Genomic DNA, 20,772 nt, shown 5'->3' on the forward strand with positions numbered 1-20,772 from the left:
GAGACGGTCATGTTTAACCTGAACGACACGATGCGCTACTTTCTGTGTCCGGGCAGGACAGATATGCGCAAGGGTATCAGTTCGCTATGTGGAGTGGTACATGAGAAAATGAACAGTGAAGTGAGGAACGGTGATGTCTTCATCTTCATCGGTTCCAGCCGCAGACTAATGAAACTCCTTCATGCCGAAGACGGAGGTATGGTAATGTATGTAAAACGTCTGGAGGCCGGTCGCTTCAAGCTGCCGGAGTATGATCCCAAATCAAACAGCTATCCCATGGAGTGGCGCGATCTGGTGATGATGGTTGAAGGAATACAGGAAAACCCGGAACAGAGGCTCCGGCGGTTAAGAGCCGAACGTAAGGAATACCATGTATAACATGTTTTTTATGTGAGTAAACTTTGGATATTGTTGCATAATTCACTGTTAATTAGTATATTTACATCATTAAAAGAAGTATAGACAATGGAAGAAAAAGAAATTTTGCTCAAGACGATAGAAGGGCTGAATGCCTCTATAGCCTCATTGTCTACTACTAATAAGAATCAATCCGAACAGATAAAAAATCTGCAGGAACGTATCAAGGAGTTGACGGCTCAGGTCGCATGGCTGAACCGTCAGCTCTTTGGTCGTAAATCGGAGAAACTTCGCGTATATGATCCTAATATGCCAGACCTCTTTGCCGACGAGTTTTCCGGACTCCGGCAGCAGGCGGAAGAAAAGCGGGACGAGGCTGTGGAAAAGATTGAGAAGGAATCGGTGGAAGACGTAAAACGAAATCGTCAGAACCGCAAAATGATAGAGGACTTGCCCGTATTGGAAACCGATACAATAGAACCGAAAGGCGTAGACTTGTCTTTATACCGTAGAATAGGCGAAGAGATAACAAAAGTCGTCAAACACAAGCCGGGAATGCTTTACGTCAAGGTGATCATCCGTCCCAAATATGCTCTCAAGGATAGTACCCTGCTTCCTCCAGCCGGACAGAAAGGCGTAGAGATAGCTCCCATGCCGCTGATGCCGGTCGACAAGTGCATTGCTGACACCAGCCTGCTTGCCGAGATACTGCTTCAGAAGTATGAATATCATGTCCCGTTCTACCGTCAGATACAGCAATACCGCCATCTTGGAATGAAAGGCCTTACCGAAAGTACACTGGACGGCTGGTTCAAGAAAACCGTGGAACTGCTTAAGCCTCTGTATGAAGAACTCAAATGGGAAGTCTTCTCCTGTGACTATGTACAGGCGGATGAAACTACAGTTCCGGTCATTAACAGAGAAAAACACAGAGCCGACAAGGAATATCTCTGGATGGTAAGATCAGTCATGGAGAAACTGGTCATCTTCCATTACGACGGGGGATCACGGGCCGGAGCGGTCATCGAATCCCTGGCAAATCAATATAACTTCAAGGGATATCTTCAATGTGACGGTTTTGCAGGTTATGAAACAGCCTTCAAGACCAACCCCGACGTGCGGCTACTCAACTGCCTGGTGCATATACGCCGTCATTTTGAGCAGGCTTTGGATGAAAACAGGGAGATGGCGCAACATGCACTGACTCAGATACAGCATGTCTATAAAATAGAACGCCAGTGTGACGAAGCCGGCCTGTCATATGATGAGCGCAGACAGACGCGTCAGGAACTGTCCAGGCCAATCATGGAGGCAATGAAGGTATGGATGGAGACAGAAGGAATTAAATACAGTCCAAGTTCTTTGACAGGCAAGGCCATAACATATGCCTATACCAAATGGGATAATATTATGAGATGTCTGGACGATGGCCGCCTGTACTGGGACAACAATCTGGCGGAAAATGTCCAACGGCCCATCACTCTGAGCAGAAAAAATTTTCTTTTCTGTGGTAATCACGAAGCAGCAGCTAATATGTCTGTTATCTGTTCCCTATTGGCTACTTGTAAGGCACACGATGTAAACCCAAGGAATTACCTGAATGATGTAATCGCCCAAATGCCTTATCACAAGAATGCAACTCATGAGATACTTTTGGATCTGCTTCCACACAAGTGGAAGCTGAAACATCCGGAAAGCATATTGACAAAACAACATGAGGTATCTGACAACTAATGCCATATGCAACATATAGGTTCAACAAAATAATAGCGGCTGAAACTATTAGGTTCATAGTGACAGTCGCTATTGTTGTATATAAAGGTTTAATACCTGTAGTTGGCCGAATACTTACTTTTGTTCCTTGTAAAGCAATGCTTTCTTGGGGATGAAACGGTGTTTTCTTAATAACCTCTTGATAAGGTAAATGAGAGGTATTCAAAGATGGCTGGTATAAACATCTACTTGGCGGTTGTAAAGAGGCACTTGGAGGATGTAAACATGGACTTGGCGGATGCCAATATACTTGTTCGGAGGAATGGGGGATGATGAGTGAAAAAGCAGAGTGGGGAAACTTCGGAAGAAGTTTCCCCACTCTTTTAATCTTTTGCCGCAGGTAAGATTACTTACGCAGGCCGAGTTCTTTAACCAAAGCACGGTAACGTTCGATGTCACGGGCCTTCAGGTAGTCGAGCAACGCACGGCGTTTGCCTACCAACATGGTCAAAGCTCTTTCAGTACTATAATCCTTTCTGTTGAGCTTCATGTGCTCAGTCAGACGAGCAATACGGTAGGAAAACAATGCTACCTGAGACTCAACCGATCCGGTATCAGTGTTAGACTTTCCGTACTTGCCGAAGATTTCTTGCTTTTTAGCAGCGTCTAAATACATAATGTTTTAATTAAAAGGTTGATAATATTCTCTTTCGAGGCTGCAAAGGTAGGCATTATCTTTGATATAGCAATGAGTTTCAGTATTTTTTTTCTTCTGGATACCACATATATAGGGCAAAAGTTGTAACTTTGCAGACCAGAAAATAATAGGTATTATATGCAGAACATTAGAAACATTGCCATCATCGCCCACGTGGACCATGGCAAGACGACGCTTGTAGACAAGATGCTTCTGGCCGGAAACCTCTTCCGCAGTAACCAGAGCACGGGTGAATTAATGCTGGATAACAATGACCTGGAACGCGAACGAGGGATAACGATCCTGTCGAAGAACGTTTCCATCAACTATAAAGGAACCAAAATCAACATTATTGATACTCCGGGGCACAGCGACTTCGGTGGCGAGGTAGAACGTGTGCTCAACATGGCCGACGGCTGCATCCTGCTGGTCGACGCTTTCGAAGGACCGATGCCGCAGACGCGTTTTGTGCTTCAGAAGGCGCTTCAGATTGGCCTGAAGCCTATCGTGGTGGTGAACAAGGTGGACAAGCCCAACTGTCGCCCCGAGGAAGTGTACGAAATGGTGTTCGACCTGATGTTCAGCCTCAATGCCACAGAAGAACAGCTGGATTTCCCTGTCATCTACGGTTCGGCCAAGAACAACTGGATGAGTACCGACTGGCAGAAGCCGACAGACAACATCACGCCGCTTCTGGACTGCATTCTGGAGAATATTCCTGCTCCCCAGCAGCTGGAAGGTACGCCGCAGATGCTGGTGACGTCGCTGGACTATTCTTCCTATACCGGCCGTATCGCCGTGGGCCGCGTGCACCGCGGTACGCTGCGCGAGGGCATGAACGTGTCTCTGGCCAAACGCGACGGCAGCATCATCAAGACTAAAATCAAGGAACTGCATACATTCGAGGGCATGGGCCGCGTGAAGGTGGCCGAAGTGTCTTCGGGCGACATCTGTGCGCTGGTGGGTATCGAGGGATTTGAAATCGGCGACACCATCTGCGACTTCGAGAACCCCGAACCGCTGCCGCCTATCGCTATCGACGAGCCGACGATGAGCATGCTCTTCACCATCAACGATTCTCCGTTCTTCGGCAAGGAGGGCAAGTTTGTGACGTCGCGCCACATCCACGACCGTCTGATGAAGGAGCTGGACAAGAACCTGGCCCTGCGCGTGAAGAAGAGCGAGGAAGACGGCAAATGGATTGTTTCGGGCCGTGGCGTGCTCCATCTCTCCGTATTGATCGAGACCATGCGTCGCGAGGGTTACGAGCTTCAGGTGGGTCAGCCGCAGGTTATCTTCAAGGAAATAGACGGCGTGAAGTGCGAGCCTATCGAGGAATTGACGGTGAACGTGCCCGAGGAATATGCCAGCAAGATTATTGATATGGTGACGCGTCGCAAGGGCGAAATGGTGAAGATGGAAGCGGCAGGCGGCGACCGTGTGAACCTGGAGTTCGACATGCCGTCGCGCGGTATCATCGGTCTGCGTACCAACGTGCTGACAGCCAGTGCGGGCGAGGCCATCATGGCACATCGCTTCAAGGAATACCAGCCCTACAAGGGCGAGATTGAACGCCGCACCAATGGTTCCATGATTGCTATGGAGAGCGGTACGGCCTTTGCCTATGCCATCGACAAACTGCAGGACCGCGGCAAGTTCTTCATCTTCCCGCAGGAAGAGGTCTATGCCGGACAGGTAGTAGGCGAGCACTCGCACGACAACGACCTGGTGGTGAACGTCACGAAGTCGAAGAAGCTGACCAACATGCGTGCCAGCGGTTCGGACGAGAAGGCACGCCTTATTCCACCTGTACAGTTCTCGCTGGAGGAAGCATTGGAATACATTAAGGAAGACGAATATGTAGAGGTGACGCCCAAGTCCATGCGTATGCGAAAGGTCATCTTGGACGAACTTGAGCGTAAACGTGCCAACAGAGGCTGATAGTATAATTTCACATTACCTTGTACAGAAGAGGATGTTGGATTGGGATCAATCCGGCATCCTCTTTCTTTTTCACAAAAAGTGACCAAAAGAATACTTTTAAGTACTAAAAGGTAACCACTTTTTGCAGGGAAATGCGTTACTTTGTTTCAGCCGATGAGGCAGTTTTTAAAAAGAAAGGAGAAACTTATGAACCTGAACCTGCAATTTGTGAAAAGAAACAGTCAGAAGGTATACGATGTTCTGGCATATTATACGCGTTGCACCTTTGACCAGTTGGAAAAGCTTTGTAATCTGACCAGTACAGAACTCTGTCTGGCGTTGGCACAGTTGATACGTGAACATAAAATCGAGCAGTATAGCGAAAGGCGTGCCGTCTATTACCGTCTGCCAGCCTGAGAAGCTTGACAAAACAATGAAGCACTTCCTGAGGGGCTGACGAAGCACTTCGTCGCCTGTTCAGGAAGTGCTTTGTTATATTCTCATACAGCACTTCGTTGCACCCTCAGGAAGCACTTCGTCAGAGCGTCATGCAGTGCTTCGTCTCTGGCTTCCGAAGGTAGGAAATGTCCCTTTAGTCTATAAACTGTACTTTCTCTGCGTTGCGTGGTTTGGCTGCGGGTGTTTCGTCGGGATAGCCGAAGGCTATGCAGTAGAGCAGCTCATAGCCCTCGCTGAAGTTCAGCTTCTTCAAGTATTCGGCTGCTTCGGGCGACTTCATGAAGCGGGCAGGACCGCCAAGGCAGCACGAACCGATACCCATGGATTGTGCTGTGAGTATCATGTTGCCTCCCAGCAGACCACAGTCTATCTGTGAGCAGTCGTATGACGGGTCGTTGGCGATGAATACCACCGTCGGGGCGTTACGGAACATGTTCTTGAACGATGGGGCTTCGGCCGCTTTCGGATTGGCTTTTTTGTAAAGCTCCGTCACACCGTTGATGAAGTCGGGGTTGTCTACCACGCGTACTTCCCACGACTGCTTGTTCATGCCGTTGGGAGCGTTGATGCCACACTTCAGGATGGTCTGCATCGTGTCGCGGTTCACGGCCTGCGGTTTGTACTGGCGGATGCTGCGGCGTTCCATGATGGTTTTGATGACGGCTTCCGACTGGCTGAGGCCTTCGGCGGCCGCTACGTTCTCCTTTTGTGAGGCGGGAGCCGTACAGCCGATAGCTGTGCACAGGCAAAGCCCGCCCAGAAATCCTTTCAATAGTTTCATAATCGTTTATTTTGTAGGTTGGTTTTATTCATTCTCTTCTTCCTGATTGTTGTCCAATCCCTGGTCTACGCCTTCCAGAAAACCGTCGAGCGCGGCACCTGCCTTTTCCATCTGTTCCATGATGGCTTTCCCGCTGTTCTTGAAGACGGTGGCGGCATACTGGCCTTGCAACTTGGCTACTTCCTTCAGTTCGTCCTCGCTGAGGTCTTCGTAGGAATTGATTTTGTCGAGCAGCTGACTGAACTTTTCGTTAGCCTTTTCCCATTGTTCCTGGCTGTAGTCTTTACCGTCTTTCTGAATTTCCTCTACGAAGTCTTTCAGGTCGTCGATACGGCTGCTTTTCGACTGGCAGGCACCGATACTCAAGGTAGTAAGTGCCCAAAGGGCGATTACGATGTATTTCCTCATAATAAATTGATATTAGGATATGTAAGTCTTTTCTTTTTTGCGTGTCCGTTGCAAATATAGCAGATTGGAAGAAGAAACAAAAAAGGAGTCCCGAAAAATCGGAACCCCTTTTTGAAATATTTAGGTTTATTGATCTCTTGATTAGAGCTTCGGACCAGCAGCAACCAACTTCTTGCCTGCTTCGTTGCCAGTGAACTTCTCGAAGTTCTTGATGAAGCGGCCAGCCAGGTCTTTTGCCTTCTCTTCCCACTTGCAAGCGCAGTCGTAAGTGTCGCGAGGATCGAGGATCTTCGGATCTACGCCCGGCAGTTCGGTAGGAACAACGAAATCGAAGAAAGGAATAACCTTTGTCGGAGCCTTGTCGATAGAACCGTCGAGGATAGCGTCGATGATACCACGGGTGTCGCGGATAGAGATACGCTTGCCAGTACCGTTCCAGCCAGTGTTAACCAGGTAAGCCTTGGCACCAACTTTCTCCATCTTCTTAACCAGCTCTTCTGCATACTTGGTCGGGTGCAGGCTCAGGAAGGCTGCGCCAAAGCAAGCAGAGAATGTCGGAGTCGGTTCAGTGATACCACGTTCTGTACCGGCCAACTTAGCGGTGAAACCAGACAGGAAGTAGTACTGAGCCTGCTCGGGGTTCAGGATAGATACAGGAGGCAATACACCGAAGGCATCAGCAGACAGGAAGATTACCTGATGTGCGTGAGGACCTTTGGATACGGGCTTAACGATGTTCTCGATGTGGTAGATAGGATAAGAAACACGAGTGTTCTCAGTTACGCTCTTGTCAGCGAAGTCAATCTTGCCGTTGGCGTCAACTGTTACGTTCTCCAGCAGAGCGTCGCGCTTGATGGCAGCGTAGATATCGGGTTCGCTTTCCTTGTCGAGGTTGATAACCTTAGCATAGCAACCACCTTCGTAGTTGAATACGCCTTCGTCGTCCCATCCGTGCTCATCGTCACCGATCAGTTTACGTTTCGGGTCGGTAGACAGAGTAGTCTTACCAGTACCAGACAGACCGAAGAAGATAGCAGTGTCAGTGCCTTCCATGTTAGTGTTGGCAGAGCAGTGCATAGAAGCGATACCACGCAACGGGTTCAGGTAGTTCATGATAGAGAAGATACCCTTCTTCATTTCACCACCGTACCAAGTGTTCAGGATAACCTGCTCGTTGGTCTTCAGGTTGAATACAGTAGCTGTTTCAGAGTTCAGACCCAGTTCCTTGTAGTTGTCAACCTTAGCCTTAGCAGCGTTGAATGATACGAAGTCAGGTTCGCCGTAGTTAGCCAGTTCTTCTTCTGTCGGACGGATGAACATGTTCTTTACGAAGTGAGCCTGCCAAGCAACTTCCATGATGAAACGTACTTTCAGACGAGTTGCAGGGTTGGCACCGCAGAATGTATCCATAACGAACAGACGCTTGCCGCTCAGTTCTTTAACGGCTTTAGCCTTCAGGTCGGCCCATGCTTCTTCAGAGCAAGGCTTGTTGTCGTTCTTGTAAGCATCAGAAGTCCACCATACAGTGTTTTCGCTGGCTTCGTTCTTAACAAAGAATTTATCTTTAGGAGAACGTCCGGTATAGATACCAGTCATTACGTTCACAGCACCCAGTTCTGTTACCTGACCCTTCTCATAGCCTTCGAGGCTTGATTTGGTTTCTTCTTCGAACAATACTTCATAAGACGGGTTGTGGAGAATCTCCTTTACGTCTTGAATACCGTACTTGCTTAAATCTAAATTTGCCATTTCTTTTTAAGATTTTAAAAAATTGGTATTTTGGTTTATAATCTCTTTACCTTAATGTTGGAATAAGAAAGTGCCCGTATTTAGACCGCTTTACAGGTGTCGGGAGACACTCCCTTGTTTTCCGCGTACAAAAGTACGATTTTCTTCTGAAAGAAAATCTCAATTGGAGAAATTTTTCTTTAATTGCGCGTCTTTTATAAATCCATAACAATATCTGCTAACTGAATGTTGCAAAACTTGTCTTTTTTTTGAAACAGGGGAATTTAAAATGAGTTGGGTTTCTTTTCCAATTCCTTGGCTACCCATCGTGTCCATTCGTCTACGTTGTCGGTCAAAGTTTCGGGAAGGGGCAACGGAATGCGTACGTCGGGAGCAATCCCCGTCTGGTCGACACCATTATCGGGCAGGCGGCAGGAACGTGTCATGGGAATATAGAGAGTAATGCCGGATTGGGGCAGATTAACCCCGCGACAGTTTGAATAATCAAGGCATCCTTTCGTATTGTCTTGTCCGTAGATGGTGGTACGTTGGCTGCATGACCGCAGATTCAGAACCATCTGTTCGCCGGCACTGGCTACTTGGCCGTCTATAATCAGTGCAGCCTGGTGGGGAAGTGGGAAAATGGTGTCATAAACAAGTTCTACCTGTCTAGGCGTCATGGCTACAAACTCGTCTTGCGATTTTTTCATGGTTTCCACTACTTGCTGGAGCCAATCCAATTCAATCTCTGCCATCTCGGCGATGTGTGCGGGTGTGTTGCGTATTTCAACTCCGTCTACATACCCCTTCCGGTCGTACAGCAGTTTCTCGTATGGATTGAATATTTCATCGGTTCCTCCTCCGTTGCCTCGGATGTCAATAATCAGATTTTCGCACCCCGAGGTCAGGTAGGCGTCAATGGATTGATGTACCCATTCCAATGTTGGGTCATCTCCCATGCAAGATGGGAAACGGATGAGGAAGGTATGGTCAGTCACTTTCCGGAAGGTTTTGGTGGAGTTATATTCTTTCATCTCTTCATACGTCGGTACTTTCCGCATGTATGGCTGTGAATAGATGCCTACTCGTAAGTGGAAATCGCCAAACCAGGCATAGAGTTCGCCTAAAGCTTCCCAAGGCTTTCGTTCCTGTTTGTCCACTTGCTGACGGCAACGGGCTTTTAGTGCTTCATATTGATTTCGGGTTTGCTCTGTCACCAAAGTGGGAAATCCTACATAATTGGTTTCTAACTCTTGAACACCAAAATCAAATTCCGTCAAATCGGCGTTTGAAGAAGTCTTTTCTTGACCGGCTAATGAGGTATAGGCAAAGAAAAGTAAGGCGCAGAAGAACAGTAATTTGAAACTCTCGTTTCGTATGAATGTCTTTTTCATATTTCCTTATGTTTATATGTTCTGTAGCAAAGATAACGTTTTCCATCGAGCAAGTGGTTTTATGTGGTGGGAAAATCGTATTTTTGCATTCGGAATAAACAAAATACATGCTATGAAAGTAATCAATTTTGCAGAGACGAATTCTGTAATTAATCAATACGTGGCGGAAATACGCGACGTGAACATTCAGGGCGACCGCATGCGTTTCCGCCGCAACATCGAGCGAATCGGAGAGTTGATGGCTTACGAGATGAGTAAAGAACTGACGTATTCGGTAAAGCAGGTGCAGACGCCTTTGGGTGTGGCGCCGGTCAGCACGCCTGATGACGATGTGGTCATTGCTACCGTTTTCCGTGCCGGTCTGCCACTCCATCAGGGCTTCCTGAATGTGTTCGACCGTGCAGGTAATGCCTTTGTGTCGGCCTACCGCTATTATAAGGATAAGGAGTGCCGCGAGCTGGATGTGCATATTGAATATATTGCTACGCCCGACCTGACGCAGAAGACGCTGATGCTCGTCGACCCCATGCTGGCTACGGGCGAGAGTATGGAGCTGGCCTATCGTGCCTTCCTGAGCAAGGGACGTCCGGCACGTCTGCTGATAGCTTGTGTTATTGCCAGCCGTCAGGGGGTGGAACATCTTCAGCGCCTTTTCCCTGAGGATGATGTTACATTGTGGTGTGCGGCTATTGATCCTGAGTTGAATGAACGTTCGTATATTGTTCCAGGTCTGGGTGATGCGGGCGATTTGGCGTACGGAGATAAGCTTTGATATATTGTCGTCTCTCCTTTTTTGAATGCTTGACACAAAGCTCTGTGTGTTTTTGTTGGGCTGACTCCTCTTTGTCTCGGACAGGGGCGAAATAGGGGCGGGGAACGGGATGAAATTCTCTTTTTAGCTTTCTGAAATAGGTTTGGGGCATCAGATTGTATGTTTTCAGTCGGCTGATTGTATGTTTGTGCCATCAGGTGTATGTTTCGTATCAGAAAAAGGCTGCTTTTCTGTGGAAAAGCGGCCTTTTTTGTCTGTTCTCTCCCGTCTTTTAGGATGTTTGATGAGGCCTTTTTTCGTTTTTTTTGTTTTTTATTTAACGTGAGTTCGAAATAGAATTAGAAGATAGACAGTTGTCCGTCATTGACAAAATTCACGTCAATGGCGGGTTTCTTCTCAAAAAAGCAATATGCCGCAATAGCCGACAAGGAATTTGCAATGAAGTTGTTAAAGGAACGATGTCTGGAATGTTCGATCTGTGCAATATTCTTCAGCTCGTCATTGACCGTTTCAATCAAGGCTCTTTTTCTGAGCAGGATCTTGTCGGAGATGCTCATCAGTGAGTTCTTCATATTGTTTTTAACTTTAGTGACAAGTTGTATGCCATTAAGGAAAAGGTTCTCAAACAGAGCCTGGCCAATATATCCCTTGTCTGCACACAATTTTCCTTTGATGTTTTCCAGGAACTTACCCTGTTTCAATGGTTCCCGGTCATCCACGTTTCCAGGCGTGAACATAAAATTGAGAATCTCACCCTTGTCATTGATTATCAGATGCAACTTGAATCCGAAGAACCAGCCCATGGAACATTTTCCACGCTCGGCAAGCCCTTCAAATGTCTTATGAATAAGGATTCTTTGGTTACGGCATACACGCAAGGGAGTGGAGTCAATAAAACTGATACCTGTACAGGCTCCCAACAGGACTTTCTTAATGAAAATAGTCAAGGGAAGCAGTACTTCCTTTTCCAGTTCCACGAAACGGTTATAGGATACCAAACGTGGGAAAAGGTGTTTCAGGTGTTTGCATACATATTCCTTATAGTAATGCTTAAAGTAGCGGAAACCACCGGAGTGGAACAGGATAAGAATAACCATAATCTCAGCATCACCCATGCGGTTGGGCTTGTTGCGATGGTTCTGTTTCTTGTCTTCTATCATATATTTTTCCTGTTGCAACGCAAATTCCTTGCAAAAATCATCGGCCATACAATAAATCTCTGTAACTTTAGACTCTGGAAACATAGCGGTAATCGTTTAAATCTTATAATTCAGCACTATAAATTTAATACTTTTATCGCTATGTTCCTATTTACTAGTAGATTATAATTTGATCTTATATCGAACTCACGTTATTTAAGTGTAAGTAGGGCTATCTTGCAGTTGGTTAGCGGGAAAGTGTTTCCTGCTTGTTGTTTGCAGCAGCCTTCCTTCGGCCCGAAACAAGTGATTCTCGGGCGTTTATGGATGCAAAGTGTCAGAATGTCAATATTAGTATTCAGATAGAATATAGTTGCTTTGTCGATGTACAACTCTTCTTTATAGATATATGGTGTGACTTGTTCTCTTTAATTATCATGGTGTCCTCTGATGGGGTATATTTTATCTATTTATAAAAAAAAAGGTTCTATTGTTTTGTTATGTTAATTGTGATTCTTATCTTTGTACTTAATGAATGTTGCTGTTGACCTTAAGTATCGTATAGCCTTAAATTATAGTAATATATGAGCCGTATTTTTAGACTAATTAGTTAATCTTTCAATTGAAATGTTATGAATGAAATCCTAAAAAAGTTGAAGCCGATAGGGCTGTTCCTTTTGCTATCGGTTGTTCCTTCCGGAACGATTCTTGCGGACGTATCTATGGCAGACAATGCAATCGTCCAGCAGATTGGTGAATGTAAAGGTGTTGTTAAAGACGCCAATGGTGAAACTGTAATTGGCGCCTCTGTGAAAGTTCAGGGGGCCGGTACAGGAAGTATTACCGATATTGACGGTAATTTCGTGATACCTAACGTAGCCCGTGGTGCTACTTTGGAAATTAGTTTTGTGGGTTATCAGACGGTGACCGTTACATGGGACGGAAAGCCATTGAGCATTGTTTTGAAAGAAGACGCACAAGCTTTGGATGAAGTGGTGGTTGTAGGTTTCGGTTCTCAGAAGAAGGCCAACCTGACGGGGGCCGTTACTACCGTCAAGATGGACGACGTGCTGGGTGAACGCCCGCTGACAAAAGCTGCCGATGCCTTGCAGGGTGCGGTCCCCGGTTTGTTTGTAGGTAGTAACGGTAACTCTCCAGGCGAAAGCCGTTCATTCCAGATTCGTGGAGCCTATTCGATTGGTTCGGGTTCGTCTATTGCTCCATTGGTCTTGATAGACAACGTGGAAGGCGACATCGATATGCTGAACCCCGACGACATTGAATCCATTACGGTGATGAAAGATGCCGCTTCGTCGGCCATCTACGGTGCCCGTGCTGCCGGTGGTGTTATTCTGGTGACAACCAAAAGGCCCAAGAGCGGTGAGCGTTTCCAGTTGAACTACAACAACAACTTTGCTTTTGCCAATGCCATTAATCTGCCTAAGCAGACTTCGTTAGAAACTTACCTGCATGCTTACCAGGAGGCGTCGGGTAATGATTATTGGTCGTTGGGGGCTCCCAAGGTAGACCGTTGGTTGGAACTGTTGGCCCAGTATAAAGCCAATCCTTCGTCTGTCGAAACCAAAGGTGACGGCATTTACAAGGATACCGACGGAGCTTTGTATTTCCTCAATGAAAAGGATTTGATGAAGAATATGATGGAAACCAGTTTCCAGCAGACTCATAATCTGTCGGTAAGTGGAGGTACAGAGCGCTTGCGCTATCGTCTTTCTGCTGGATTGGTCGATACGGATGGTGTGCTTTATTCTGACAAGGATAAGTATACTCGTATGAATGTCAGCAGTTTCATTTCGGCGGATATTACCAAGTGGTTTACCCAGGAAGCTACGTTAAGTTATGCTCATAGTAAACGTAATATGGTTGTTTCTCAAGGTGGAGGTTTGTGGAGTACACGCCTTGTTTCTTATTATCCCGAAGGTGCGATGCCCGAAGGATATGGGTTGGGAACCGATGACAATCTGTTGTTCTTCACTTCTCGCAACCAGATTGAGACTGCTAATCCATACAAGAACATCAACGATAATCCGCGTATTTTTCTGAAATCGATTTTAAAACCGCTGAAGGGGCTTGAAATCGCCTTCGAGTATACTTATGACAAGAACATGTATGATTATCATTGGTATACAGGTAGTGTGCAGATGACTTCCATTCAGGGTGGAGCCGATACGACCCCCAGTAATGACTATTTGCGCAAGTACAAACAATATACAGATTATAATGCCGTCAATCTGTATGGTACATATAGTTTTGACTTGGCCCAGGATCATCATTTCAAATTGATGGCTGGTTTCAACCAGGAATCTAGCTATCAGGAAACGGTTGATGTTTATTCTTATACTCAGTCAATCCCCGAGATTCCTTCTTTGGGTGGTGGCTCAGGTACGTTAACGGCTAATGATTATTATACCGAATATGCTGTTCGTGGTGGATTTTTCCGTGTGAACTATGACTACAAAGGCAAGTATTTGCTGGAAGTTAATGGTCGATACGATGGTTCGTCCAAGTTCCCCAAAGATTCTCGCTTCGGTTTCTTCCCCTCTGTTTCAGTCGGTTGGAATATGGCTCAGGAGGACTTCATGGCTGGTACATCTTCTTGGCTTGACCAGTTAAAGATTCGTGGTTCTTACGGACTTATTGGTAATCAGAATATTGCAGCCTACTCTTTCGTTCCTTCTATGAGTGTGAACAACAAGTATATGGGCTGGTTGATAAATGGTGCACCTGTTACAGCTATTACATCGTTACCTGGTCTGGTGCGTTCAGACTTTACGTGGGAGAAGGTAGGTACTACCAATATTGGCATCGACTTTGCTTTGTTCAACAATCGTTTGAGTGGTCTTTTTGAATGGTATCAACGTGATACCAAAGGTATGTTGGCTCCCGGTATGCAGCTTCCGGCAGTGGTAGGCGCTACTGCTCCAACTCAGAATACGGCCGATATGCGTACCCGTGGTTGGGAATTGAACATGAACTGGCGCGACAAGGTTGGAAAGTGGTCTTATAGGGTCGGCTTTAATTTGTCTGATTCGAAGAGTGTGATTACTAAGTATGACAGCAACGAATCTAAGCTCCTCAGTACTTATTATGAAGGAATGGAATTAGGTGAATATTGGGGATATCTGTTTGACGGTTTTTATACGGTGGATGATTTCGTAGATACACAGACCTGGCAATTGAAGGACGGTGTGGTGCGCATAAACGGTGCCAATCCGCGTCCGGGTGATGTGAAGTTCAAGAATCTGCGAGATGATGAAATGGGTGAGAATCTGATTTATGCTGGTGACGGAACACTGGAGAATCCAGGTGACCGTGAACGGATTGGAAATAATCTTCCCCGTTATCTGTATGGTATTAATTTGGGAGTAAGTTATGAAGGTTTCGATTTGAGTGTCTTTTTACAAGGAACTGGAAAACGTGATTATTGGATTGCTAATGTGTTGACTTTCCCAATGTATGGTGACTTTAAGTTCATTCCTCTTTATGAAGGGACAGAGAACTATTGGCGTCCAAAGGATGCGGTTGCAGGTGATTATACGTGTGCCAATCCGGACGCAGAATTCCCGCGTATTTATGACGGATATGGTAATAGTGGATCGAATTATCGTACGTCTGACAAATACATGTCTGATGCTTCTTATCTGCGTATTAAGAATGTTACGTTATCTTATTCATTCCCCAAACAATGGATACAGAAGGCGCGACTGTCTCAGTTGAAGGCCTTTGTAAGTATTGAGAATTTGGCTACTTTCACTTCGTTGAACAAAGGTATTGATCCTGAAACTTTGAGTTGGAATTATCCGAATTTCCGTACGGTTTCTTTCGGTTTGAATGTGACCTTATAAATGTTTAACCTTTTCAATAAAGACGTTGCAATGAAAAAAATAATGATATGCGCAGCCTTGCTAGGTGGATTGGCCTTGACGGGTTGCAACGATAGCTTTCTGGAAAAATATCCAGTGACTTCACCGACAGAAGAAAATGCTTTCCAGAATTATGATAATTTTCAGGCCTTCATGTGGCCATGTTACGAGGTTTTCAATAATACTACCATCCGCACTTCTTTTGCTGGAAATGGCTGGGGAAACGGTGGTGGACAATATACTGGCGATGCAGATGCCGGATATCTGAATTATCGTAGTCCAAGTGGTTTTAACCAGTTTGCATATCAAACTAAGGGAAGTACGGCCTCGGGTAACGGTTGGGATTTTAGCGGTGTACTTCGTCGTGTCAATATTATGCTTTCGCATTTGGATGATTCTAACATGAGCGATTCTGAAAAAGATCATTGGAGGGCGGTAGGATATTTCTTTCATTCGTATTGGTATATGGAGCTGATTGACCGTTTTGGTGATGTGCCTTGGGTGGATAAGGTTTTGAACGAAAGTTCTCCTGAAATTTACGAAGGACGTAAAGACCGTAAGGAAGTTGCTGATATGGTACTGGAACGTCTGAAATGGGCTGAAGAACATATAGGTGATTTTGAGTCGCGTGACGGAGAGAACACTATTAACGTGGATTGCATCAGGGCCGTTATTTCCCGTTTTGCATTGCGTGAGGGCACGTGGCGTAAATATCATGGATTGGGTGATGAAGAAAAATACCTGAATGAGTGTGTTCGTGTTTCGGAATTATTGATGGCGGCTTATCCTACGCTTTATACGGGCACAGACGGCCAGCCGGGAGCTGGTTATGGCGAAATGTGGACAACGGACGACTTAGCTAATGTGCCGGGGATCATTCTCTATAAGTCTTATGTGGCAGGAGTAAATCCTGTACAAGGTGGATGCTATGTAGAACATACTTCTTCTTCGGACATTGAGATGAACCAGAATACGGTGGATCTTTATTTGATGAAGAATGGCAAACCCATTCATAACGTTGCATCTAATTATTATGGGAATGCTACGATGTATGATGTGTTCCGTGATCGTGACCCTCGTATGTATCATACCATTATGCCTCCTTATAAGGTTATTGCAAATGGAGCTAACAAACCGACTCGGAATCCGAATGCTTCATGGGGGTATACAGACGATCCTGCTGATCGTGAATATATAGATATAATGGGTGAAAATTATTCATGCAGTAATCCGGGGGTTGGTATGAAACGTTTGCCGGCGCAGAACTGGTCTGCTTCATTGGTACCTGAAATTCCTAGAATCGGTACAGGAGGTGCTTTTGTACAATGTCGATCCGGTTATTATATTTGGAAATTGTATTGCTGTTGGGAAGAAAACTTTAACAATGGCCAGTTGAATGTAGCCGATAAGCCGATTTTCAAGATTGAAGAAACGTTGTTAAATTATGCGGAAGCTAAGGTAGAGTTGGGACAATTTACTCAAACAGAAGCGAACAAGAGTATTAACCTGTTGCGTAGGCGTGCAGGTGTGTCCGATATGATTGTGTCCGAAATTGATGATAGTTTTGATCCCGAACGGCCTTACTACTATCCTGCTGGCAACGATGCAGGTATTCGAGTGCCAGCTTTGATATGGGAAGTTCGTCGTGAACGTATTATAGAACTGATGGGTGAAGGTTTCGGTTTTTATGATATACGTCGTTGGCGTATGGCTCCTTGGTTCCTTAACCGTGCTGCAAAAGGTATTTGGGCATCAAAGAGTTTTGCACAGTCTGTGGGTATGACACTTTACAATGAATCTACAGGACTTTCTGACGGACAGAACGGTTCGATGACCGAGGGATACTTGTATCTGTTCAATGATCCCCAAGCTGAAGGAAAAGGTTGGGATGATAAATATTATCTCTATCAGGTACCGACTGATGAATTTATTCTTAATCCTGATTTGACTCAAAACCCGGGTTGGGGAAAAGGTGGAGAAGATTGATTTAAGGTAATGAAGATTTTGTAACACTTTGGGCGTAGATGAATGGGCTGGTTGCTCTCTCAAAATCATCTGCGCCCATTGTATGATTTTCCAATGATTTCTGTATCTTTACACTTTAAAATATGAGTCTATGAAAAAAATTGCTCATTTTATTCCTTCGGCTGTTTGGGTCGTTGCTGCTTATCCTTCAGTGATGTTGGCTGCTGATAAATCAGATTCGGACCGTCCGAACATTATCTTCATTCTCTGTGACGACATGGGTTACGGTGACTTGGCTTGTTATGGACAGAAATATATCCAAACTCCCAATCTGGATCGTATGGCTGCCGAGGGTATGCTTTTTACGCAAGCTTACGCAGGGAGTCCTGTCAGTGCGCCCTCACGTGCTTCACTGATGACTGGCCAGCACTCAGGCCACGGGCATGTGCGTGGAAACAAAGAATATTGGACCAATGCCCCTTTGATGAAATACGGTGACAATGATGAATATACCGTTGTGGGGCAGGAACCCTACGATCCTGGTCACATTATTCTGCCTGAGATCATGAAGAAGAACGGTTATACCACCGGCATGTTCGGCAAGTGGGCGGGCGGCTACGAAGGTTCGTGCTCCACGCCCGACAAGCGTGGTATTGACGAATACTACGGCTTCATCTGCCAGTTCCAGGCCCATCTGTACTATCCGAATTTCCTGAACCGTTATAGCAAGTCGAAAGGCGATACGGCTACTATTCGCGTCACGATGGACGAAAACATCCAATATCCGATGTATGGCGACGACTACAAGAAACGTCCCCAATATTCAGCTGACATGATTCATCAGGAGGCTTTGGCCTGGCTCGATAAACAGGACGGTAAACAACCTTTTTATGGCTTCTTCACCTATACATTGCCTCATGCAGAACTGGCTCAGCCTAATGATTCGATTCTAAAGGCTTATAAGAAGAAGTTCTTCGTGGACAAGACTTGGGGAGGAGATGAAGGTTCGCGTTATAATGCCGTGGTGCATACACATGCCGAGTTTGCAGGCATGATTACTCGTCTGGATGCCTATGTGGGCGAGATTCTGGCCAAATTGAAGGAGAAGGGACTGGACGAGAATACACTGGTCATCTTCAGTAGCGACAACGGCCCTCACGAGGAAGGTGGTGCCGATCCTGAATTTTTCGGGCGCGACGGCAAGTTGCGCGGATTGAAACGCCAGTGCTACGAAGGCGGTATCCGCATTCCCTTCATCGTACGCTGGCCGGGACATGTACCTGCCGGTACGGTAAACGACCACCAGCTGGCCTTTTACGACGTGATGCCTACGTTCTGCGAGCTGATAGGCGACAAGAAGTTCCCTAAAAAGTATCTGAACAAGAAGCTGGAAGGCGATTGTTTCGACGGTATATCGTTCGCACCGACGATGCTGGGGCAGGACGACAAGCAGCAGAAGCATGCCTTCCTGTATTGGGAATTCCATGAAACAGACCAGATTGGTGTGCGTATGGGCGACTGGAAACTGGTTGTGAAGAAGGGGGAACCTCATCTCTACGACTTGGCAACGGACATTCACGAAGATCATGACATAGCTGCCCAGCACCCCGATATTGTAGAGCAGATGGTAGGAATCATTCATCGCGAACACCGCCCGAGTGAGTTATTTAAGGTGACGCTTCCAGAACGGGAATAAAGAAACTGTTAAAACACAACAAAAAAGGTTGCTTTAAAATAAAAGACAGAGATAGGCTCACTTATAATCTGTGAGTCGCAATATGAAAATCTCCTGTTTTTAGTCTTATAATTGAGGTAAACAAAGACTATAACAGGAGATTTTTATTTTTAAGTTTCAATCTATAAGATTACTTTTGCAATTCTATTTTGAGCTCTCTCTTATATATATGCTATAAGGGAATAGTATAGGAATGGGAAATCCAATAAGATTATTTATTTAGCTTCCATTCCGAACCATCTTTACCGTCCTTGATTTCAAAGCCGAGAGCGGTTAATTCGTTACGTATCTTGTCGCTTGTTGCCCAGTCTTTATTGGCTTTGGCTTTGGCGCGCTCTTCCAGCAGCATGTCTACGACGTGGCCGAAGGCTTCTTCGCGGGCTGCGTTCGAGGCGTTTTCGGCTTTCAGACCCAAGATGTCGAAGCAGAAGAGGCGGAAAGTCTCTTTCAGTTCGTCCAGGTCGGCTGCTGTGATGGTGTCGTTACCGGCCAGGATGTTGTTCACCATCTTGGCACCGTCGAACAGGTGGGCGATGACGATGGGGGTGTTCAGGTCGTCGTCCATGGCGTCGTAACACTTCTCGCGCAGCGCCTTTACGTCGACCGTCGATGCCTGTGCGGGCGTTATCTTCTCCAGTCCGCTGACGGCGTCCATCAGTCGGGTCAATCCCTTCTCGGCTGCCTTCAGGGCTTCGTTTCCGAAATCTACAGTGCTGCGGTAGTGTGCCTGCAGGGTGAAGAAGCGGATGGTCATAGGTGTGTAGGCTTGTTCCAACAGTGGATGTGTGCCGGTAAAGAGCTGCTCCAGCGTGATGAAGTTGTTATAGCTCTTGCCCATCTTCTGTCCGTTGACGGTCAGCATGTTGTTGTGCATCCAGTAATGTACCATGTCGTCGCCCTGGCTGGCTACACTCTGTGCAATTTCACATTCGTGATGGGGGAAGATGAGGTCCATGCCGCCTCCGTGGATGTCGAAGTGTTCGCCCAGGTACTTACGTCCCATGGCCGTACACTCGCAGTGCCAGCCGGGGAAACCGTTGCCCCAAGGCGAGGGCCAACGCATGATGTGCTCCGGTTGCGCATTTTTCCACAGGGCGAAGTCGGCAGGGTTACGCTTTTCGTCTTGTCCGTCCAGCTCGCGGGTGGTGTTGAGCACGTCGTCCAGGTTGCGGCCTGACAGTTTGCCGTAGTGGTGGTCGTGGTTATACTTGGCTACGTCGAAATATACGGAGCCCTTGCTTTCGTAGGCATAGCCGTTCTTCAGTATCTCTTTTACCAGTTCAATCTGCTCGATGATATGTCCTGAGGCTTGCGGTTCGATGCTGGGGCGCAGTACGCCCAAGGCATCCATGGCCTCGTGATAGCGGTTGGCGTAATACTGTGCAACCTCCATCGGCTCCAGCTGTTCCAGACGAGCCTTTTTAGCAATCTTGTCTTCGCCTTCGTCGGCATCGTGCTCCAGGTGTCCTACGTCGGTGATGTTACGCACATAGCGCACTTTATATCCCAGATGCTTGAGGTAGCGGAAGAGAATATCGAAAGTAATGGCTGGACGGGCGTGTCCTAAATGTGGGTCACCGTACACGGTGGGGCCGCAGACATACATGCCTACATGTGGAGCGTGCAGTGGCTTGAATATTTCTTTTCTTCGGGTCAGCGTGTTGTAAATCGTCAGTTGATGTTCCATATTGTTAGGTTTTTATTTCCGATTGAAAGTACAAAGTTACTGTTTTTCGGATAAGTAGCTCTATGATGGCCCTGTTTTTTGTCGGTATCGTAATTCCGTTCTTTGCTTGTTAACGTTTGTTAGGATTCGCCCG

General features: G+C 46.4%; 15 protein-coding genes. 8 read left to right on the top strand and 7 right to left on the bottom strand.

Translation table 11 applies throughout. From position 1 onward, the window contains the following. Nucleotides 1–9: 9 nt before the first annotated feature. The gene (gene tnpB / locus BQ8005_RS13230; protein ID WP_071149928.1) at nucleotides 10–378 is read left to right on the top strand and encodes an IS66 family insertion sequence element accessory protein TnpB; all 369 of its coding nucleotides are present in this window, start codon (nucleotides 10–12) and stop codon (nucleotides 376–378) included. Between the two features lie 87 nt (nucleotides 379–465). After that, nucleotides 466–2,091, top strand: a complete 1,626-nt coding sequence (tnpC, locus tag BQ8005_RS13235) for an IS66 family transposase (protein WP_075318389.1) — start codon at nucleotides 466–468, stop codon at nucleotides 2,089–2,091. Nucleotides 2,092–2,476: 385 nt separating this feature from the next. Here tnpC and rpsO read toward each other — a convergent pair whose 3' ends face one another. After that, the gene (gene rpsO, locus BQ8005_RS13240) at nucleotides 2,477–2,746 is read right to left on the bottom strand and encodes a 30S ribosomal protein S15 (protein ID WP_021846818.1); all 270 of its coding nucleotides are present in this window, start codon (nucleotides 2,744–2,746) and stop codon (nucleotides 2,477–2,479) included. Between the two features lie 159 nt (nucleotides 2,747–2,905). On the opposite strand from rpsO, the gene typA reads away from it, so the two are divergent. Together typA and BQ8005_RS13250 are read left to right on the top strand one after the other, a co-directional pair. Beyond that, nucleotides 2,906–4,708 (top strand): translational GTPase TypA, encoded by a 1,803-nt coding sequence (gene typA / locus BQ8005_RS13245; RefSeq protein WP_021846817.1) that lies wholly within the window; start codon nucleotides 2,906–2,908, stop codon nucleotides 4,706–4,708. A gap of 189 nt (nucleotides 4,709–4,897) precedes the next feature. Beyond that, a complete protein-coding gene (locus BQ8005_RS13250) occupies nucleotides 4,898–5,107 on the top strand; it encodes a winged helix-turn-helix domain-containing protein (protein ID WP_075319229.1) in 210 nt (69 codons plus the stop codon). A gap of 175 nt (nucleotides 5,108–5,282) precedes the next feature. Here the strand turns inward: BQ8005_RS13250 and BQ8005_RS13255 are convergent, their stop codons facing one another. The 4 genes from BQ8005_RS13255 to BQ8005_RS13270 form a co-directional block, all read right to left on the bottom strand. After that, the gene (locus tag BQ8005_RS13255) at nucleotides 5,283–5,930 is read right to left on the bottom strand and encodes a nitroreductase family protein (RefSeq protein WP_075318390.1); all 648 of its coding nucleotides are present in this window, start codon (nucleotides 5,928–5,930) and stop codon (nucleotides 5,283–5,285) included. A 24-nt stretch (nucleotides 5,931–5,954) separates the two neighbouring features. Then, complete coding sequence (locus tag BQ8005_RS13260) at nucleotides 5,955–6,338, bottom strand: DUF6565 domain-containing protein (RefSeq protein ID WP_021846814.1); 384 nt, start codon at nucleotides 6,336–6,338, stop codon at nucleotides 5,955–5,957. Nucleotides 6,339–6,479: 141 nt separating this feature from the next. Continuing rightward, complete coding sequence (pckA, locus tag BQ8005_RS13265) at nucleotides 6,480–8,087, bottom strand: phosphoenolpyruvate carboxykinase (ATP) (protein ID WP_021846813.1); 1,608 nt, start codon at nucleotides 8,085–8,087, stop codon at nucleotides 6,480–6,482. Nucleotides 8,088–8,350: 263 nt separating this feature from the next. Next, on the bottom strand, nucleotides 8,351–9,460 hold the full coding sequence (locus BQ8005_RS13270; protein WP_083610570.1) for a S41 family peptidase: 1,110 nt from the start codon (nucleotides 9,458–9,460) through the stop codon (nucleotides 8,351–8,353). Nucleotides 9,461–9,572: 112 nt separating this feature from the next. On the opposite strand from BQ8005_RS13270, the gene upp reads away from it, so the two are divergent. Further along, nucleotides 9,573–10,232, top strand: a complete 660-nt coding sequence (gene upp / locus BQ8005_RS13275; RefSeq protein ID WP_075318391.1) for a uracil phosphoribosyltransferase — start codon at nucleotides 9,573–9,575, stop codon at nucleotides 10,230–10,232. Nucleotides 10,233–10,570: 338 nt separating this feature from the next. On the opposite strand, the gene BQ8005_RS13280 is transcribed toward upp, so the two are convergent. Continuing rightward, complete coding sequence (locus tag BQ8005_RS13280; RefSeq protein ID WP_075318024.1) at nucleotides 10,571–11,476, bottom strand: IS982 family transposase; 906 nt, start codon at nucleotides 11,474–11,476, stop codon at nucleotides 10,571–10,573. 617 nt (nucleotides 11,477–12,093) lie between these two features. Here BQ8005_RS13280 and BQ8005_RS13285 point away from each other — a divergent pair. From BQ8005_RS13285 to BQ8005_RS13295, 3 genes are all read left to right on the top strand, one after another. Next, nucleotides 12,094–15,234 (top strand): SusC/RagA family TonB-linked outer membrane protein, encoded by a 3,141-nt coding sequence (locus BQ8005_RS13285; RefSeq protein WP_075319232.1) that lies wholly within the window; start codon nucleotides 12,094–12,096, stop codon nucleotides 15,232–15,234. Between the two features lie 30 nt (nucleotides 15,235–15,264). Beyond that, nucleotides 15,265–17,238, top strand: coding sequence for a RagB/SusD family nutrient uptake outer membrane protein (locus BQ8005_RS13290; RefSeq protein WP_075318392.1), 1,974 nt, complete (start codon nucleotides 15,265–15,267; stop codon nucleotides 17,236–17,238). Nucleotides 17,239–17,431: 193 nt separating this feature from the next. Beyond that, a complete protein-coding gene (locus BQ8005_RS13295) occupies nucleotides 17,432–18,913 on the top strand; it encodes an arylsulfatase (protein WP_111936116.1) in 1,482 nt (493 codons plus the stop codon). Nucleotides 18,914–19,163: 250 nt separating this feature from the next. On the opposite strand, the gene cysS is transcribed toward BQ8005_RS13295, so the two are convergent. Continuing rightward, nucleotides 19,164–20,639 carry a cysteine--tRNA ligase gene (gene cysS, locus BQ8005_RS13300; protein WP_075318394.1) on the bottom strand — a complete coding sequence of 492 codons (1,476 nt, stop codon included), beginning with the start codon at nucleotides 20,637–20,639 and terminating at the stop codon, nucleotides 19,164–19,166. Between the last annotated feature and the right edge of the window lie 133 nt (nucleotides 20,640–20,772).

Source organism: Bacteroides togonis, assembly GCF_900130135.1.
GTDB classification, from domain to species: domain Bacteria; phylum Bacteroidota; class Bacteroidia; order Bacteroidales; family Bacteroidaceae; genus Bacteroides; species Bacteroides pullorum.

Bases quoted from the DNA above. Each gene is read 5' to 3' on its own strand.
- BQ8005_RS13285 (WP_075319232.1), top strand. From the start codon at position 12,094: ATGGCAGACAATGCAATCGTCCAGCAGATTGGTGAATGTAAAGGTGTT.
- BQ8005_RS13255 (WP_075318390.1), bottom strand. From the start codon at position 5,930: ATGAAACTATTGAAAGGATTTCTGGGCGGGCTTTGCCTGTGCACAGCT.
- BQ8005_RS13250 (WP_075319229.1), top strand. From the start codon at position 4,898: ATGAACCTGAACCTGCAATTTGTGAAAAGAAACAGTCAGAAGGTATAC.
- pckA (WP_021846813.1), bottom strand. From the start codon at position 8,087: ATGGCAAATTTAGATTTAAGCAAGTACGGTATTCAAGACGTAAAGGAG.
- BQ8005_RS13260 (WP_021846814.1), bottom strand. From the start codon at position 6,338: ATGAGGAAATACATCGTAATCGCCCTTTGGGCACTTACTACCTTGAGT.
- BQ8005_RS13280 (WP_075318024.1), bottom strand. From the start codon at position 11,476: ATGTTTCCAGAGTCTAAAGTTACAGAGATTTATTGTATGGCCGATGAT.
- cysS (WP_075318394.1), bottom strand. From the start codon at position 20,639: ATGGAACATCAACTGACGATTTACAACACGCTGACCCGAAGAAAAGAA.
- tnpC (WP_075318389.1), top strand. From the start codon at position 466: ATGGAAGAAAAAGAAATTTTGCTCAAGACGATAGAAGGGCTGAATGCC.
- tnpB (WP_071149928.1), top strand. From the start codon at position 10: ATGTTTAACCTGAACGACACGATGCGCTACTTTCTGTGTCCGGGCAGG.
- rpsO (WP_021846818.1), bottom strand. From the start codon at position 2,746: ATGTATTTAGACGCTGCTAAAAAGCAAGAAATCTTCGGCAAGTACGGA.
- upp (WP_075318391.1), top strand. From the start codon at position 9,573: ATGAAAGTAATCAATTTTGCAGAGACGAATTCTGTAATTAATCAATAC.
- BQ8005_RS13290 (WP_075318392.1), top strand. From the start codon at position 15,265: ATGAAAAAAATAATGATATGCGCAGCCTTGCTAGGTGGATTGGCCTTG.
- BQ8005_RS13270 (WP_083610570.1), bottom strand. From the start codon at position 9,460: ATGAAAAAGACATTCATACGAAACGAGAGTTTCAAATTACTGTTCTTC.
- BQ8005_RS13295 (WP_111936116.1), top strand. From the start codon at position 17,432: ATGTTGGCTGCTGATAAATCAGATTCGGACCGTCCGAACATTATCTTC.
- typA (WP_021846817.1), top strand. From the start codon at position 2,906: ATGCAGAACATTAGAAACATTGCCATCATCGCCCACGTGGACCATGGC.